13 protein-coding genes and 1 pseudogene are annotated in these 14544 nt (G+C 64.1%); 5 read left to right on the top strand and 9 right to left on the bottom strand.

All coding sequences use genetic code 11. The features are described from left to right. Positions 1-58: 58 nt before the first annotated feature. The 6 genes and pseudogenes from A5777_RS03315 to A5777_RS03290 all read right to left on the bottom strand — a co-directional run bounded on the left by A5777_RS03315 (position 59) and on the right by A5777_RS03290 (position 5415). Positions 59-1033, bottom strand: coding sequence for a hypothetical protein (locus A5777_RS03315; protein ID WP_064861610.1), 975 nt, complete (start codon positions 1031-1033; stop codon positions 59-61). Positions 1034-1126: 93 nt separating this feature from the next. Further along, on the bottom strand, positions 1127-2608 hold the full coding sequence (locus A5777_RS03310) for a hypothetical protein (protein WP_064861609.1): 1482 nt from the start codon (positions 2606-2608) through the stop codon (positions 1127-1129). 5 nt (positions 2609-2613) lie between these two features. Next, complete coding sequence (locus tag A5777_RS03305) at positions 2614-4053, bottom strand: DUF2252 domain-containing protein (RefSeq protein ID WP_064861608.1); 1440 nt, start codon at positions 4051-4053, stop codon at positions 2614-2616. Positions 4054-4074: 21 nt separating this feature from the next. Continuing rightward, positions 4075-4482: pseudogene (locus tag A5777_RS03300) on the bottom strand (DUF7144 family membrane protein). 83 nt (positions 4483-4565) lie between these two features. Continuing rightward, the gene (locus A5777_RS03295; RefSeq protein ID WP_064861607.1) at positions 4566-4868 is read right to left on the bottom strand and encodes an SHOCT domain-containing protein; all 303 of its coding nucleotides are present in this window, start codon (positions 4866-4868) and stop codon (positions 4566-4568) included. Positions 4869-4959: 91 nt separating this feature from the next. Next, entirely contained in the window at positions 4960-5415 is a 456-nt protein-coding gene (locus A5777_RS03290) for a DUF6325 family protein (RefSeq protein WP_064861606.1), read from the bottom strand. Positions 5416-5531: 116 nt separating this feature from the next. On the opposite strand from A5777_RS03290, the gene A5777_RS03285 reads away from it, so the two are divergent. The 3 genes from A5777_RS03285 (at position 5532) to A5777_RS03275 (ending at position 9723) form a co-directional block, all read left to right on the top strand. Then, entirely contained in the window at positions 5532-6872 is a 1341-nt protein-coding gene (locus A5777_RS03285; protein ID WP_064861612.1) for a DUF1254 domain-containing protein, read from the top strand. Between the two features lie 300 nt (positions 6873-7172). Beyond that, positions 7173-8549, top strand: coding sequence for an FAD-dependent oxidoreductase (locus A5777_RS03280; protein WP_231894925.1), 1377 nt, complete (start codon positions 7173-7175; stop codon positions 8547-8549). Positions 8550-8694: 145 nt separating this feature from the next. After that, positions 8695-9723 (top strand): hypothetical protein, encoded by a 1029-nt coding sequence (locus tag A5777_RS03275; protein WP_064861605.1) that lies wholly within the window; start codon positions 8695-8697, stop codon positions 9721-9723. A gap of 67 nt (positions 9724-9790) precedes the next feature. Here the strand turns inward: A5777_RS03275 and A5777_RS03270 are convergent, their stop codons facing one another. Next, positions 9791-10666: a LysR family transcriptional regulator gene (locus A5777_RS03270; RefSeq protein WP_064861604.1), complete on the bottom strand. Its 876-nt coding sequence runs from the start codon at positions 10664-10666 to the stop codon at positions 9791-9793. Between the two features lie 84 nt (positions 10667-10750). On the opposite strand from A5777_RS03270, the gene A5777_RS03265 reads away from it, so the two are divergent. Continuing rightward, positions 10751-11986 carry an MFS transporter gene (locus tag A5777_RS03265; RefSeq protein WP_082933526.1) on the top strand — a complete coding sequence of 412 codons (1236 nt, stop codon included), beginning with the start codon at positions 10751-10753 and terminating at the stop codon, positions 11984-11986. Positions 11987-11991: 5 nt separating this feature from the next. Here A5777_RS03265 and A5777_RS03260 read toward each other — a convergent pair whose 3' ends face one another. Next, positions 11992-12876, bottom strand: coding sequence for a LysR family transcriptional regulator (locus tag A5777_RS03260; RefSeq protein WP_064861602.1), 885 nt, complete (start codon positions 12874-12876; stop codon positions 11992-11994). A 123-nt stretch (positions 12877-12999) separates the two neighbouring features. Between A5777_RS03260 and A5777_RS03255 the strand changes: the two genes are divergently transcribed. Continuing rightward, the gene (locus A5777_RS03255; RefSeq protein WP_064861601.1) at positions 13000-14022 is read left to right on the top strand and encodes an LLM class flavin-dependent oxidoreductase; all 1023 of its coding nucleotides are present in this window, start codon (positions 13000-13002) and stop codon (positions 14020-14022) included. 7 nt (positions 14023-14029) lie between these two features. On the opposite strand, the gene A5777_RS03250 is transcribed toward A5777_RS03255, so the two are convergent. Next, positions 14030-14544: IS630 family transposase (locus A5777_RS03250; protein WP_156529267.1), on the bottom strand; the 515-nt coding region annotated here is incomplete at its 5' end.

The following is a 14544-nucleotide window of genomic DNA, read 5'->3' as shown; positions in this document are numbered from 1 at the left end:
TGGGCACAGCTGGCATCCTTCCAGGCCGCCCGGCAGGGCAAGCCAGATCAGATGTCACCTACTCGTGCACCAGCCCCAGATCGGCGCAGACAACCGGTGGCACGCTTGTGGCAAGCAGGAATTCACGGTCGTCGGTAGCCACCCTGGCCAGTACCTCTTCGAGAAGGTACGACGCCACCAACTTGCCACTGCCACCGAAGCCTGTCAGTGCCGCATGCACATCACCGCCGTATTCGACTGTCGCACTGAGCAAGGCCAACCGGATTCCGGCAGGCCAGCCTTGCGTCCGGTCCATCAAGCGGTCCCGACTCTTCGCATCCACCGCCACTCCGATGCGTGCACACAGCTCGTCTGCCCCGGCCGGCGTGAACGCCAGGACCGCGGCGTCGATCTCTCGGAGCCTTCCCATCACCTGCAGACGGCGCAACGGTATTCGCGGTTCGACGCGGGAGATGAGGACGAGATGCACAGTGGGAACACCACACTCGATCACCAGGTGGATCGATTTCAGAACGTCTGCCGACGTGAGGCGTTGGAAATCATCGATCACCAGTGTCACCAGCTCGGGCAGGAAAGACAGGGCATCAACCAGACCCGCCACGTCAGAGTCCCCGAACGCCGGACCCGGCATGAACTCGGTCACGCGCGCTTCGCCGGCCACCACCGGAAGCATGCGAAGAGCACTGATCACGTCGTGCCAGAATGCCGCCACTCCGGCGCCTTCGCCCGCGGCAAGCCACGCGGTCCGATCACGACGGTGTGCCCCCTGCGCCCACGCTGCGACAGCGAGAGTCTTTCCGTAGCCGGCTGCGGCACACACCAAGCTCACGTCGCCGCCTCGCGCAGAGTCGAGAATCTCGTCGATGCGAGGACGCGCCACAAACCCGGGAGGCAACGACGGCGACGAGAACCGCAGACTCAGAATCGGCGGTGCTGCGGCAGTTGTGTCGGGCGCGTTGGTGTCCGCCTCGATCGCGTCGGGATCCCCCTCGCCGCCCTGCCCATGTCGCTGGGAGGGTACCGCGCCTTTCATGCAGAGCATGGTACGACGACCAGCACGAATGCGTCGGCGAAATCTTGGTCGCGAGAGCGCGTACGACCTGCTATCGCTCCGGCGACATGCGGTTCAGTTCGCTCGGGCAGTGTCAGTCGAATCGACTACGACTCCGGCCGCGTCTTCGGCGACAGCGGTCTCGGTCACGACGGTTTCGGTCACAACAGCTTCTGGGACGACAGCTTCTGGGACTTCTCCGCGGCGCGCGGGAGCGATGGCAAATTCGAACGCCGCCAGGATGAGGCACGCGACGACCACCACCCAGAAGACGACCATGCCTGTCGGGTAGTGCCAGAACATGAGGACGAACGCAGCGATTATCGGGACCCCGAGACGCACGACGTACCGTAGCCGCCACAGTTGGGCCTCCACCATCGACGCCGAGCGTTGCTTTCGGCGACGATCGATCGTTTCGAATCCCCCGCCGATGACACGTCGAGTGGCGGCAGCCGCCCGGGTTCCTCCTGCGAAGAAGCCCACAAGTGCCAGGACGAGTCCGAGCACCGCCACCGCACGAAGGGCAGTGCGCAGCGGACCGATCACGGTGTCGAAGATCGCCTGGGCGGCGGCGGGAGACAAGACGTCTGTAGGCACGTTGTTCAGGTAGATCGTGCGACCGACGATGATGCCGATTGCCAATACCAGCATCGCGACGACGACCGCAATCCCGACTGCTGTCAGGGTTCGGATACGGCGACCGACGCCTGCGAGCCCGATCGCAGCGAGTGCGACAAGAATCGCAAGCCACGGCAGCACGGTGGCTACCTTGTCGAGCGACTTCACGAGGTTCTGCGCCCGAGCGAGTTCCTTGGACTGCCAGATGACGAACTGCTTGTTCACCACGGGAATCTTGTCGGCGAAGGCGAACCCCTGTGCACTCAGCCGCTGCTTCACCTGGGTGATGATCGGCCCGAGCTCGATGCTGATCGATCCGTTGGTCGTGTCGACATTCACCGCGCCATGCTGCGTATCACCGGTCACCGCCGCAACAACAGCATCGTGTGCTTCGCGATTGGCCGTCGTCCACAACGCAGCGAACTGATCAGAGCCGACGAACTGCGCCACCGTGCTGTGGATAAAGCTCTCCGCCTGTGCGCTGATCACCGGAGCGAGTCCGGTGATCGCCTGATCCACCCGCGGACGATCGGCCGGTGTGAGTTGAGTCAGTTCGTTGAGCGCATTCGACGTCACCTCTTCGACGTTCACCTGCTGATTGATCTCGTTCGTGATTGACATGGTGATCTGTTGCTGCACTGCGGGATTGGATGCCAGTGGCGCGACGGTCGATAAGTAGTGATCGGTGTCGAGGATCTGACTCCTGACATACCGCGTAGTGACCGACAGCAGCGTGAGCACCGCACACAGAACGACCAGCACCACGACCCCGACCACTCGCCAATTGATCCGCCGTCGCTTGGACTCCTTGCCGACACCCGACGGTTGCCCCGATCTGATCTCGGCGACCTCGATGCGCAGACGTTCTAGTTCGGCCCGTTCGTCTGCGTCGAGACCACGTCCCGATTCGCCTTCCGCAATCACCATCTTCTCGGGCATTCACGTCACCGCTCGTCGGGGACGGCCGAAACCGCGCCTGCCCGGATCGCGTCGACGAACACACGATGATCCTCGTCATTCCTCTTCGCATAGCGCGATGCGAAACGCCTTATAGCACTGTCGAATTCGACGTCGTCGCCAAGATAGTTCGCTATGGCCACCGCATCTCCAGATCGACCGTGACCGTAAGCGAGGACTCGACCGCACGCCCGCCCGTAGACCTCGAGTCCCTGTGGGTCCAGACCCTCCACGACGATGGAGCCCTTTGCGTCCCGAAGCTGCCTGAGGTACAGATCACGCTGAACACCATCCGGTCCCCGACCGCCTGACCACCCCAGGAACACGTCGCTGACAGCTTGTGTGAGTCGCTGCCCCTCCACCACCCGCCTGCCCTCGTTGTCATACTTCGGGCCGTCGAGATACCTTGCAAGAACCGACTTCTCGGCTTGCTTGGCTTGGAGAAGCAGCACATCGGATTCGTCTCGTCCGACCATCAGCAAGACCCACGCCTGAGTTCCCACGCTGCCGACCCCGACCACCTTGCGCGCCATGCGGACAAAGGTGAATCTGTCGAACAGCACGCGGTAGTGAGGAGCAAGCGTCGCGCGAAGAGCGTCGACACGATCGGCCAGCTGACCATACAGACGCGCTGTGACCTCAGCGTCCCACAGTTCTTCGATGGGCACGATGAGCGGAGGTTGGCTGACGAACCGCAGTTCGCCGTCGACGGTTGTGGTCAGCTTCTTGAGCGCAGACAGACTGTCGCGCGTCCACGCCTTGTCGATCTGCTTTCGCACGTTCTTGGCGGTCGACGAATCGATGAGATCACGTATATTGACCAGTTTTCGAGAAGGTTCGGCGCGTCGATACCAACCGTCCAACGTGTCGAGTCCCGCGAGCGACGCGATGGACTCCCTGTACTCGCGGGCACATGCACCTGCGATCCGCTTGGCGGTCTTGCTGTCGAATCCGTTGCCGCGTGCCGCAACCACGAGACTCGCGGCCAGTCGCTTCACGTCCCATTCGAACGGCCCAGGATAGGTTTCGTCGAAGTCGTTGACGTCGAACGCCAATTTGCGCTCGGGCGTGGCGTACAACCCGAAATTGGACAGATGCGCGTCGCCACACAGTTGCACGGTCAGACCTGAATTCTCGGTTCGAGCCAGATCATCGGCCATCACAAGTGCCGCACCGCGATAGAAGGTGAAGGGAGACACGGCCATTCGCCCGTACCTGACCGGGACGAGTTCTGGGACTCGGGTACGCGCCTGATCCTGGAGCAGACCTATCGGATCACGGTCGGAGGCGTCGCCCAGGTCGCCGATTTCGCTGAGCGGCAATCGCTCCCGCGCCTGCAACCCCAGATACACACTCTCGGCACGAGTCCTGCGGCCAGGGCCACCGTAGGACGTCGTCGCCTCCGCGGAATCGATCACGCCGGTCATCGTCGTCTCCTCGCGCCCGGGTCAGATCTCGTCGGTCTCAGGACTCCACGCCGCCAACGCCCAGATTCCGACAATCGCGAGGGCGATCAGCGTGATCGACCACTACGGGTAGTACGTGATCCACAGAAAGTTGGCAATCACGGAGAGCGACAAGACCACGATTGCGAGCACTCGCGCAAAAGTCTTCCCGAAGAACACCGCGATACCTGTCGCCGCGACGACCAGACCCATGATCAGGTGAATCCAACCCCAGGTCGTGAGATTGAACTTGTAGATGTAGTTGGTGCCTACGACGAACACGTTGTCGGCCGCGACGGCGGAGACACCCTGGAGAAACTCCAGTATCCCGACGACGAGCAGGACGCATCCGGCAACGATGGATAGTCCGCCTGCCCAACGCTGCTTCGTGGAGGGTTGTGAGGTTGTCATGAATTATCCTTATCGATGTAGCTGTTCTCGATGTGGCTGTTAACGATTTGGTTAGCAATGAACACTGATGGATCGGCTGATTGTCAGAGACTGAGGATACGTCTCTTTTCTGCTTCGAATTCCGTTTCGGTGAGAACCCCTGAGCTTCGGAGTTCACCGAGCTTCGTCAACGCTGCAATTCGGTCATCGGTCGCCGCACCTTGTTCAACGGGAGCCGGCGGTTCGGGGTTCTGGACGGGCGGTGCGGCAGCGTATGCCTGGGGTGCGGTCTCGGCCGACCGTCTGGCCCACCGCTCGCCTTGACGACGCGACACCCTGTTGGACACCGCGGTTGCAGTCCCTGCAACGACGGCTGTTCGGGCGACCCCGCGGAGTAGTCCGGGCATGGTTGTTACCTGCGCTTTCTCTTTCGAGTGGTGTGGTGAAACGGTCGTGGCGTCCGGACCAGGGCGGAGTCTCGAGATCGGCCGACACGGATCAGTCGGTTGTGCCGAGGGCCTCGAGAATCGCGTTGACGGGAATTCGCCCGGACGCGACCAGTTGAGCGCCGGCCCGCCGCAGGTCAGTGGCGAACGGAGCCGCCCACACGTTCTCGTAGACGACGAGGACGCCGAGGCACCCGTCTGCCAGTGCCGACGCCGCGTCGGCGAGATCCTGATCGTCCAACAGCCCGCTCGACGCCTCCGCGAGGATGTCGGCGTCCAGGTCAGCACCGACGTCGATATCCGAGATCTCAAGGGCAGCAACGCCATCACCCTCTCGTCGGATCACAGCGAGATCCAACACGCTGATCACACCGCGATCGACGAGGTCGACCAGATGTATCAACGCGGACCCGTCCGGATTGTGATCAGCAGGAAATTCGACGAGAAGGTAGTCGATGGGTCCCAATTCCACAGGACCCGTTTCCACATCGGCAGAGATTTCGGTCATATTCCACATGCTGACATCGAACCCGATGGGACGACATCACCCGAAAGGGATGAGACTTCTCCACTCATACGATTCGAATGATCGAAATCGCGGGTCGATCGTCGAGTCTTGAGACCATGACGACATCGAAACCCCTCACCGGCGATACCGCGAGCCTGGCAGCGGAAGCCTACGTCTATGCGTATCCGCTGGTCATCATGGAGGTCAGCCGTCGACAACAGACAGCACGAGAATCCTCCGGCAAACCGGGATTCGGAGCCGCGAACGCCTTTCACCACATGCGGGCGTTTCCGGCTGCAGATTTTCGCGCAATCGTCCGTCCGAATTTCGACACGCTGTACTCGTCCGCGTGGCTCGACCTGACGGGCGGACCGGTCCTGATCCACCTTCCCGACAGCGGCGGTCGCTATTACATGCTGCCACTACTGGACATGTGGACCGACGTGTTCGCGGTTCCCGGATCCCGCACCACGGGAGACTCCGAACGACGAATCATGGTGATAGGGCCGGGATTTGACGGCGACGTACCCAACGATGCCCTCATCATCGAGGCCCCGACACCGTACGTCTGGGCCATCGGCCGGTCGCAGACCAACGGCCCGAGCGACTACGACGCCGTCGGCAAGTTCCAGGACGGCTTCACCATCACTCCGTTGGGCGGCCCGACTCGACCCGAGTCGAGTACTCCCATCGACCTTGGCACCGAACCACTGCGCATCGTCGGAGAACTCACTGCTCCCGAGTTCTTCAGGCTGGCAGCAGAGGTACTGACGACTACTCCACCCCACCTCACGGATCAGTCTGTGCTGGCGCGTATCGCAGCAATCGGGATCGTCCCTGGACTGGAGTTCGACACATCGCGATTCGACGAGGCCGGACTCGCGGCACTCGAGTCGGGTATCGCGTCGGCACGGAAGAAGCTGCCCGATCTCGCCGGCCTCGGTGATCGCGTGAACGGCTGGCAGATCATTTCGCGGTCCGTCGGCGTCTACGGCAACGACTACTTTCAGCGAGCGCAGATCGCGCTGGTCGGGTTGGGTGCCAATCCGCCCGAGGATGCGATCTATCCCGTCGCCCTGGTCGACGACGACGGCCAGCCGCTCGACGGGCACAACGATTACACGATCACGTTCCCCGCCGGTCACCTTCCACCCGTGGATGCCTTCTGGTCGGTGACGATGTACGACGCCGAGGGCTATCAGGTCGCCAATGAACTCGACCGGTTCGCGCTGGGCGATCGCGACGAACTGCGGTTCGACGACGACGGTTCGCTCGTCTTGTATCTGCAGCACGAGAATTCCGGTGGCGAGAAGACCGACAACTGGCTTCCCGCGCCACGGGCCGCGCTCGGCGTCACGATGCGGCTGTACGCCCCACGCGCAGAAGTGCTCGACGGGACGTGGGCGCCGCCCGCGGTGCACTGCGTGAAGCGCGCGTCTGCAAACGGTAAGGCTTGATCCGACCGGGATACGACGCCGCGTCTCACCCACGTCGATGGGTTCAGCGTGCCGTCCGACGAGCAAAAATGCGTCACCCGTACCAATTGTGAGGCCTACTACGATTTGCCTGGTCACAGCGACAACTCGCGCAGCCGCGCGGACCATTGGACTATGCAGACGATAGTTCTCCTGGTCTCCGTGCTCGTCGCGCTGCCGCTCGTCGTCGCGGGCATCGGTGTCGTCATCGGCAAGGTCATCAGCGCCGATCTCTGACCTCCTGCACGCTGCGCGTCGTCGAACGCGAGTAGCGTGACGCGGGTGGAACGCATCGTCGTCGTTGGCGCGGACGCCGCCGGCATGAGTGCCGCTCACCAGGCACTTCGGACAGCAGAGGTCACCGGGCGCAGCATCGAGGTGATAGCGCTCGAGCAGACGTCGGATACGTCGTATTCGGCATGCGGCATCCCGTATCTCGTCGGCGGCCTCGTCGACTCCGACGCCGATCTCGTGGCACGCAGCGCCGCGCAGCACCGGGAACTCGGCGTCGACCTCCGCATGGGGATGACGGTCACCGGAATCGATCGCGAGCGCAAGGTCGTCTCGGTGACGTCGGAGTTCGACGAGTCGTCGGAAGTCGCCTACGACCAACTCGTGTTGTGCACCGGCGCCTCGGCGATGCTCCCGGACTGGGCGCACGACGCGAAAGGCACGTTGATCGACGGTGTTCATCCGGCGAAAACCCTTGATGACGCCCGGTACTGGCTCGATCTGATCGCCGGCTCCGGCCGTCGAGGAGTCGTTATAGGCGGCGGCTACATCGGCGTGGAGATGGCGGAGGCGTTGGCGGAGCGCGGATTCCAGACCACGATCGCCACACGCACCAGGGTGATGAGCAAGCTCGACCCAGAGATGAGCGATCGCATCGAAGAGGGTATGCGTGCCGCAGGGGTCACCGTCCTGACCGACACCGTCGTTGCGAGCGCCGACGCCGAGGGCGGCAGAATACATTCCGTCACAACAGTTTCCGGAGACGTGATCGAAGCCGACGTCGTGGTACTCGCGCTGGGCGTTCGGCCGTCGACCTCACTGGGCGCCGCGGCAGGGTTGCCGATCGGAGTTCACGGCGGGTATCTGCCCGACGACCACCAGCGCCTCGCCGACGACATCTGGGCGGCAGGCGACTGCTGCGAGTCGCTCGACCGGATGACCGGGGAGCGAATCTTCGCACCGCTCGGAACACACGCCAACAAGCAGGGTCGGGTCTGCGGTTTCAATCTCGGCGGCGACGAGAGCAAACGGTTCGCCGGCGTGTTGGCGACGGCGATCACCCGATTCTCTTCTGGCCCAACCTATCTGGAGATAGCACGGACGGGCATGAACAGCGAGGTCGCCGCACGATTCGGACACGACGCCCTCACGCTGATAACCCAGAGCGACACCGCGAGCGGCTACATGGCCGAGGCCACCCCGATCACCGTGCTGCTCACCGCCGACAAGACGACCCGCCGCATCCTCGGCGCGCAGATCGTCGGCGGAGCGCAGTCGGGTAAGCGGATCGACACCGTCGCCGCGGCGCTGTGGGGCGAGATGACCGTCGACGATCTGGCCGAGATGGACCTCGCATACGCACCACCGTTCGCAACCGTCTGGGAGGCAGTGCAATTGGCCTCCCGACGAGTGTCCGAGCGGCTCTGACCCCTGGGCCTGCTTCCCGCTCACCGTTTTCCTTGCGGCTTATTGATTTCAATGAGCGGGAAGGAAATGGGTGAGCGGGAAGGTCGACGTCGAGCTGAATTGGTGCGGAGCGGAACCTCACGACCCAACGAGGCGTCGAAGCTGCATGACGGACTCCACCATCGGTCTCCCCGGCTACCCGCTCGACGAGTTCGGCCTGATCCGACGCAGCGCCGCGAAGACAGCAGCATTCAGCGACAACGAGCTCTGCGTCGCGGTCAACCGCGGCCGGCTGATCAGACTCGTACCGGGCGTATTCGTGCCTCGCACAACAGAATTCGACGGCCATACGGGTGCCCAGGCACTGCACCGGCTCACCTCGATCGCGGTCGTCACGTCGGAGTTGAGCGCCGACACGCCGCACGTACTCAGCCACGTCTCTGCGGCGACGATGCTCGGGCTACGCATGCTCAAACCGAACCTCTCGCACGTGCACATGACCACCGGCCGCGCATCGGGAGGATCGGTTCGCAGCCTGCGCCACCTGCACGGGGTGCCGCTCAGCGACGACGAGATCACCGAGGTCGACGACATCCGGGTCACGTCGATCGAACGCACAGCGGTCGACGTCGCGTCGAGCGGCGACTTCGCCCAGGCAATGACCGTCCTCGAGGCTGCTCTGGCAGCAGGTGCCGACCGGGCGAAGATGTCGGAGATCCTGGGCTCCCGACGTCGGCGCGGCGCGCAACACGCTCGACGGGCACTCCCCCTCGCGAGCGGACTCTCCCAGAGCGTCGGCGAATCATGGAGCAGCGCACAGATGTACGAGGCAGACCTGCCCGTGCCGCGTCAGCAGCACCGCTTCATCTGCCCGTCCGGCACGTATGAGACGGACATCGATTGGGACGGCAAGTTGATCGGCGAGTTCGACGGTCTGGCCAAGTACGGACGTCTACTCCGCGAAGGTGAGTCGCCCGAGGACGCGGTGGTCCGGGAGAAGCTACGCGAGGACGAACTACGGGGACTCGACACGATGGTGCTCCGCTGGGTCTGGGCTACGCTCGAGCGACGGCAGCTCGCCGGCCTGCTGCGCCCATGGCTGGTGACCTTCGAGATCATCCCGGCCGGCCACGGTTCGCGCTCACGGGTTTACTTCCCGCTTATTGAATCCAATAAGCGGGAGGTAAACGGGTGAGCGGGAGCGCGGCCGTGGGAGAAGGGTGAGGGGGAGCGGGCGCGCGGTCTCGGCAAGCCTGCGCGCCTCAGCCGTCGGCCGAACTCCCAGCGAGCACGAAGTCTCGAAAGCGCGACGCGACGTCGCTCAGCGGCCGACCGCGAAACCACGTCAGCCCGATCTCGCGCGTTTCACCCGCGAGCGGAATGAGTTCGACGCCGGGATGGCGCGCCGACTCCTCGACCGGCACCACTCCGACGCCGAGGCCCGCGGCGACGAGGCCGGATACGGTCGCGAGCTCCGACGATTCGAAGGCGATCGCGGGCGTGAGATCGTGTGCGGCACAGATCTCGTCGAAGATCCGTCGCATGCCGTAGCCGTGTTGCATCACGATGAACTCCTCGTCTGCGGCCTCGGCGAGGCCTATCGTCTCCCGGCCCGAGAAGCGATGCTCGCGGGGCACCACGAGCGCGAGTTCTTGTTCGGCGACGCGGGCCCACGCCATGTCGGTGCGCATCGGGCGGGGCGCGACGATCGCGAGGTCGGCGTCGCCGTCGACGACATGCCCGACGACGGTCGCCGCCGCATCTTGGGTCAGCGTGAAACGCGCCGATGGGTTCTCCACCCGGAACCGGCTGATGAGGTCGGGCACCAACCCCAGCCCGAACGAGTGTAGGAACGCCAATCGCACTGCCCCGCGCGCCGGAGCGCGCATCTCCTCGATCTCCCGACGCCCGGCTTCCAACTGCGACGCCGCGCGACGCGCCCTGTCGAGGTAGGCGCGTCCGAACCGGTTCAGCACGAGGCGTCGACCATCGCGGTCGAAGAGCGGCACCCCGAGGTCGCGTTCGAGACGGCCGAGGAAGCGCGAGAGCGTCGGCTGCGACGAATGGACCCGGTCGGCGGCCGTGGTGAGGTTCTCTGCCTCGGCGATGGCGATGAACCACCGCAGGTCGTCGTGCATCGTGCCATTCTAGCTGTAGTTATTCATTTTTGAATGATGCATCAGCTAAACATTCATTTCCTAATGACGGCGGCGCAGCTCAGGATGGATGGAGTGACAGCAACCGTCCTCCCAGCGACCACCGACCTCGCGCCCGTCAAGCACTCACCCGGCTCGCCCGGGTATCGGCGTGCCACACTCTCGCTGTTCGCAGCCGGGATGACGACGTTCATGGCGCTGTATTACGTGCAGGGTCTGTTACCCCAACTGTCGTCACACTTCGACGTCTCGCCGACGACGTCGGCTCTGGCGGTCTCGCTCACCACTGGCCTGCTCGCCGTCGCGATCATCCCGGCGAGCGCGCTGTCGGAGCGGTATGGCCGGGTGCGCCTCATGGTCGGGTCCGCGGTTGCCGCCTCGCTCATCGGACTACTGCTTCCGTGGGCGCCGTCGATCGAGTTGCTCCTGGCCGGACGCGCCCTGCAGGGACTGCTCTGCGCTGGAGTGCCCGCCGTCGCCATGGCGTATCTGGCCGAGGAAGTCGACGGCATGTCGCTCGGCGGAGCGATGGGCCGCTATGTCGCGGGTACGACGATCGGCGGTCTGGTCGGACGGCTCATTCCTGGCTTTGCTGTCGACTTCGTGTCCTGGCAGTGGGCACTCGAGATCGCCGCGCTGGTGTCCCTGGCGTTCGCGATTGCGTTCTGGCGCATGGTGCCCGGCTCGCAGTTCTTCGAGCCACAGCCTGTCTCGCTACGCACGACCGGACGCAATCTGGTTGCGCACCTTCGTGATCCGGGTCTGCTGTCACTCTTCGCCCTGGCCTTCGTGCTGATGGGTGGCTTTGTCACCGTCTACAACTTCATCGGCTATCGGCTTCTGGGGGATCCTTTTGGACTGCCGGCGGGAATCGTCGCAGCAATCTTCTTCATGTACCTGGCGGGCACGGTGTCGTCGGCGTGGGGCGGCAGGCTGGCCGACCGCCTGGGCCGACGCCGGGTTCTCGTGAGTGCGACGTCGATCATGCTCGTGGGATTGTTGATCACGATTCCGGACCATCTGTGGTCCGTGATCATCGGGCTATTCCTCTTCACCGCAGGCTTTTTCGCCGCGCACTCGGTGGCGAGCGGTTGGGTGTCCGCACGGGCGACCGAGCATCGCGCCGAGGCGTCGTCGTTGTATCTCTTCCACTACTATCTCGGCAGTTCCGTGGTGGGTGCGCTCGGCGGTCTGACGTATTCGGCATTCGGCTGGGCGGGGGTCGCGGCGTACGTCGGAACGCTCACTGCCGCAGGGGTTCTGCTCGCGGCGCTTCCGCGGCGTCGACGTCCGGCGGGGTAGCCCGCTCAGGCGCCATACCGGGCAGCTGCAGCGGCGAGGGCGTCGACCACCGACGTCACCGCTCGACGCGGCCGCGGTCTGGTCAACGCCTCGTAGACGCGTGCTGCTCGAACACCCTGCGATTCAAGTGGTTTCACCCCCGGATGACGGGACGCGTGACGCGGCATCAGTGCGATTCCGTGACCAGCCGCGACGAGCGCCTCGATCGTCGTGAAGTCGAGCATTCGCTGCGTCACCCTCGGTGCGACACCTGTGATGGCCGAGATCGACAGCAGCACATCGTCGACCGGGAACCCGCCCTCGACGCTGATCCAATCATGGTCGGCCAGCTCGGTGACCGACACCGAATCACGCTCTGCAAGAGTTGAATTGCGTGATACGACGACGTCGAGTGGCTCACGCATCAGTTCGGTGACGCGCACACGTGGCGAACTGACAGGTGGCGTCCGCTCGTCGCGGTGCGTCACCACGACGTCGAAGTCGGCGAGGGCCGGCGGAGCGTCGGGATAGCCGACGTCGAGGTGCGACGCGTCGATCTCGATCGCTTCGGAGGCAGCGCGATCGAGGACCGTCGGCAGGAGGAGTGTCGCTCCGGATGGGAACATTGCGAGCCGGACCCGTGATCGCCCGGAGCGGTACGCGGCCATCTCTTCCTGCGCCCGCTCGACCGCGGCGATCACCTCGTCGGCGCGCAGCACAAGAGCCTGCCCAGCCGAAGTCAGTCGCACCCGCCGACCGTCGGCCTCCAGCAGTTCGACGCCCGCCTCCTTGGTGAGCACCTTGAACTGCTGCGAGACGGCCGACGGCGTCATGTGCATCGCGTCGGCGACCGCTCCCACGGAGCCCCGGTCGGCGAACTCCCTCAGCAGCCGTAGGCGCTTCACGTCCATGAAGCGATGCTACGACGACGCCTAGTCGTGCAGCCTCGATGCTTAACTATCCCGCGACACGCAGCACCACAGTTCCCACCCTCCACCGCGGAATAAATGGACCACGGTCCGGTTATATCTGCCATGACCAAGAAAATCGGCTTCCTGTCCTTTGGGCACTGGTCGGCGTCTCCGGGTTCGCAAGCCCAGACGGCGTCAGATGTCTTGCATCAATCCATCGACCTCGCCGTTGCCGCCGAAGAGCTCGGCGCGGACGGCGCCTACTTCCGAGTGCATCACTTTGCTCGCCAGCTCGGCTCGCCATTTCCGCTGCTCGCGGCGGTCGGCGCAAAGACCAACAGCATCGAGATCGGCACCGGCGTGATCGACATGCGCTACGAGAATCCCATGTACATGGCTGAGGACGCGGGTGCAGCCGACCTCATCTCCGACGGTCGACTCCAGCTCGGCATCAGCAGGGGATCCCCCGAGCAGGTGATCGAGGGGTACAAGTACTTCGGGTACGTCCCGGCCGAGGGTGAAACCGACGCCGACATGGCACGCCAGCACACCGAGGTGTTCTTGAAGGTGATCGAGGGCGCGGAGTTCGCGCAGCCAAACCCGCGACCGATGTTCCCGAACCCGCCGGGCATGCTGCGCATCGAGCCCTATTCAGAGGGCCTGCGCGACCGCATCTGGTGGGGTGCCGGCAGTCGGGCCACCGCCGAGTGGACCGCCGAGAAGGGCATGAACCTCATGAGTTCGACGCTGCTGACCGAGGACACGGGCATCCCATTCCACAAGTTGCAGGCCGAGCAGATCGAGCGCTTCCGCGATGCGTGGGAAAAGGCCGGCCACCCTCGCGAGCCGCGAGTCTCGGTGAGCCGCAGCATCTTCCCGCTGACCACCGACATGGACCGCGCCTACTTCGGACGCGATCGCAACGACCAGGATCAGGTCGGCCACCTCGAAGGCGGGCTTGCACGGTTCGGGCGTAGCTACGCCGCAGAGCCCGACAAGCTCATCGAAGAGCTGCGCGAAGACGAGGCCATCGCGGCCGCCGACACGCTGCTACTGACAATCCCCAACCAGCTCGGCGTCGAATACAACGCCCACGTGATGGAGTCGATCCTCAACGACGTCGCTCCCGCACTCGGCTGGCGGTAGTACCCTTCTAGTGTTCTGAGTCATTAATTCGTGCGCAGTAGTGGGCGATGGAGTCGAGGATCTGGTCAGCGGTCTTGACCCACACGTAGGGGCGGGGGTTGTCGTTCCAGGTCTCGATCCATGCTCTGATGTCGGCGTTGAGTGCTCTCACGGTGCGGTGGGTGGAGCGTTGGAGTTTCTTGGTGGTTAGTTCGGCGAACCAGCGTTCGACGAGGTTCATCCAGGATGAGCTCGTCGGGGTGAAGTGGACAACAAACCGTGGGTGCGCGGTCAGCCATCGTTTGACCGCGGGCGTCTTGTGGGTGGAGGCGTTGTCCATGACCAGGTGGACGTCGAGCTCGTCGGGTACCTCGGCGTCGATCTTGCGGAGGAATCCGATGAATTCCGTTGCGCGATGCCGTGAGTGAAGCGAACCGATGACTTTGCCCGACGCGATGTCCAACGCCGCGTACAGGCTGGAGGTGCCGTTGCGCACGTAGTCGTGGCTGGCCCGTTGCGGGGTGCCCGGGAGCATGGGAAAGA

This window comes from Gordonia sp. 852002-10350_SCH5691597, assembly GCF_001665715.1.
GTDB lineage: Bacteria > Actinomycetota > Actinomycetes > Mycobacteriales > Mycobacteriaceae > Gordonia > Gordonia sputi.
The sequence above is the reverse complement of the archived record's forward strand: the minus strand, read 5'-3'. Positions and strand labels throughout refer to the sequence as shown.

Coding starts and splice junctions, on each gene's coding strand:
- A5777_RS03315 (WP_064861610.1), bottom strand. CDS start 1,033: ATGAAAGGCGCGGTACCCTCCCAGCGACATGGGCAGGGCGGCGAGGGG.
- A5777_RS03310 (WP_064861609.1), bottom strand. CDS start 2,608: ATGCCCGAGAAGATGGTGATTGCGGAAGGCGAATCGGGACGTGGTCTC.
- A5777_RS03305 (WP_064861608.1), bottom strand. CDS start 4,053: ATGACCGGCGTGATCGATTCCGCGGAGGCGACGACGTCCTACGGTGGC.
- A5777_RS03295 (WP_064861607.1), bottom strand. CDS start 4,868: ATGCCCGGACTACTCCGCGGGGTCGCCCGAACAGCCGTCGTTGCAGGG.
- A5777_RS03290 (WP_064861606.1), bottom strand. CDS start 5,415: ATGACCGAAATCTCTGCCGATGTGGAAACGGGTCCTGTGGAATTGGGA.
- A5777_RS03285 (WP_064861612.1), top strand. CDS start 5,532: ATGACGACATCGAAACCCCTCACCGGCGATACCGCGAGCCTGGCAGCG.
- A5777_RS03275 (WP_064861605.1), top strand. CDS start 8,695: ATGACGGACTCCACCATCGGTCTCCCCGGCTACCCGCTCGACGAGTTC.
- A5777_RS03270 (WP_064861604.1), bottom strand. CDS start 10,666: ATGCACGACGACCTGCGGTGGTTCATCGCCATCGCCGAGGCAGAGAAC.
- A5777_RS03265 (WP_082933526.1), top strand. CDS start 10,751: ATGGATGGAGTGACAGCAACCGTCCTCCCAGCGACCACCGACCTCGCG.
- A5777_RS03260 (WP_064861602.1), bottom strand. CDS start 12,876: ATGGACGTGAAGCGCCTACGGCTGCTGAGGGAGTTCGCCGACCGGGGC.
- A5777_RS03255 (WP_064861601.1), top strand. CDS start 13,000: ATGACCAAGAAAATCGGCTTCCTGTCCTTTGGGCACTGGTCGGCGTCT.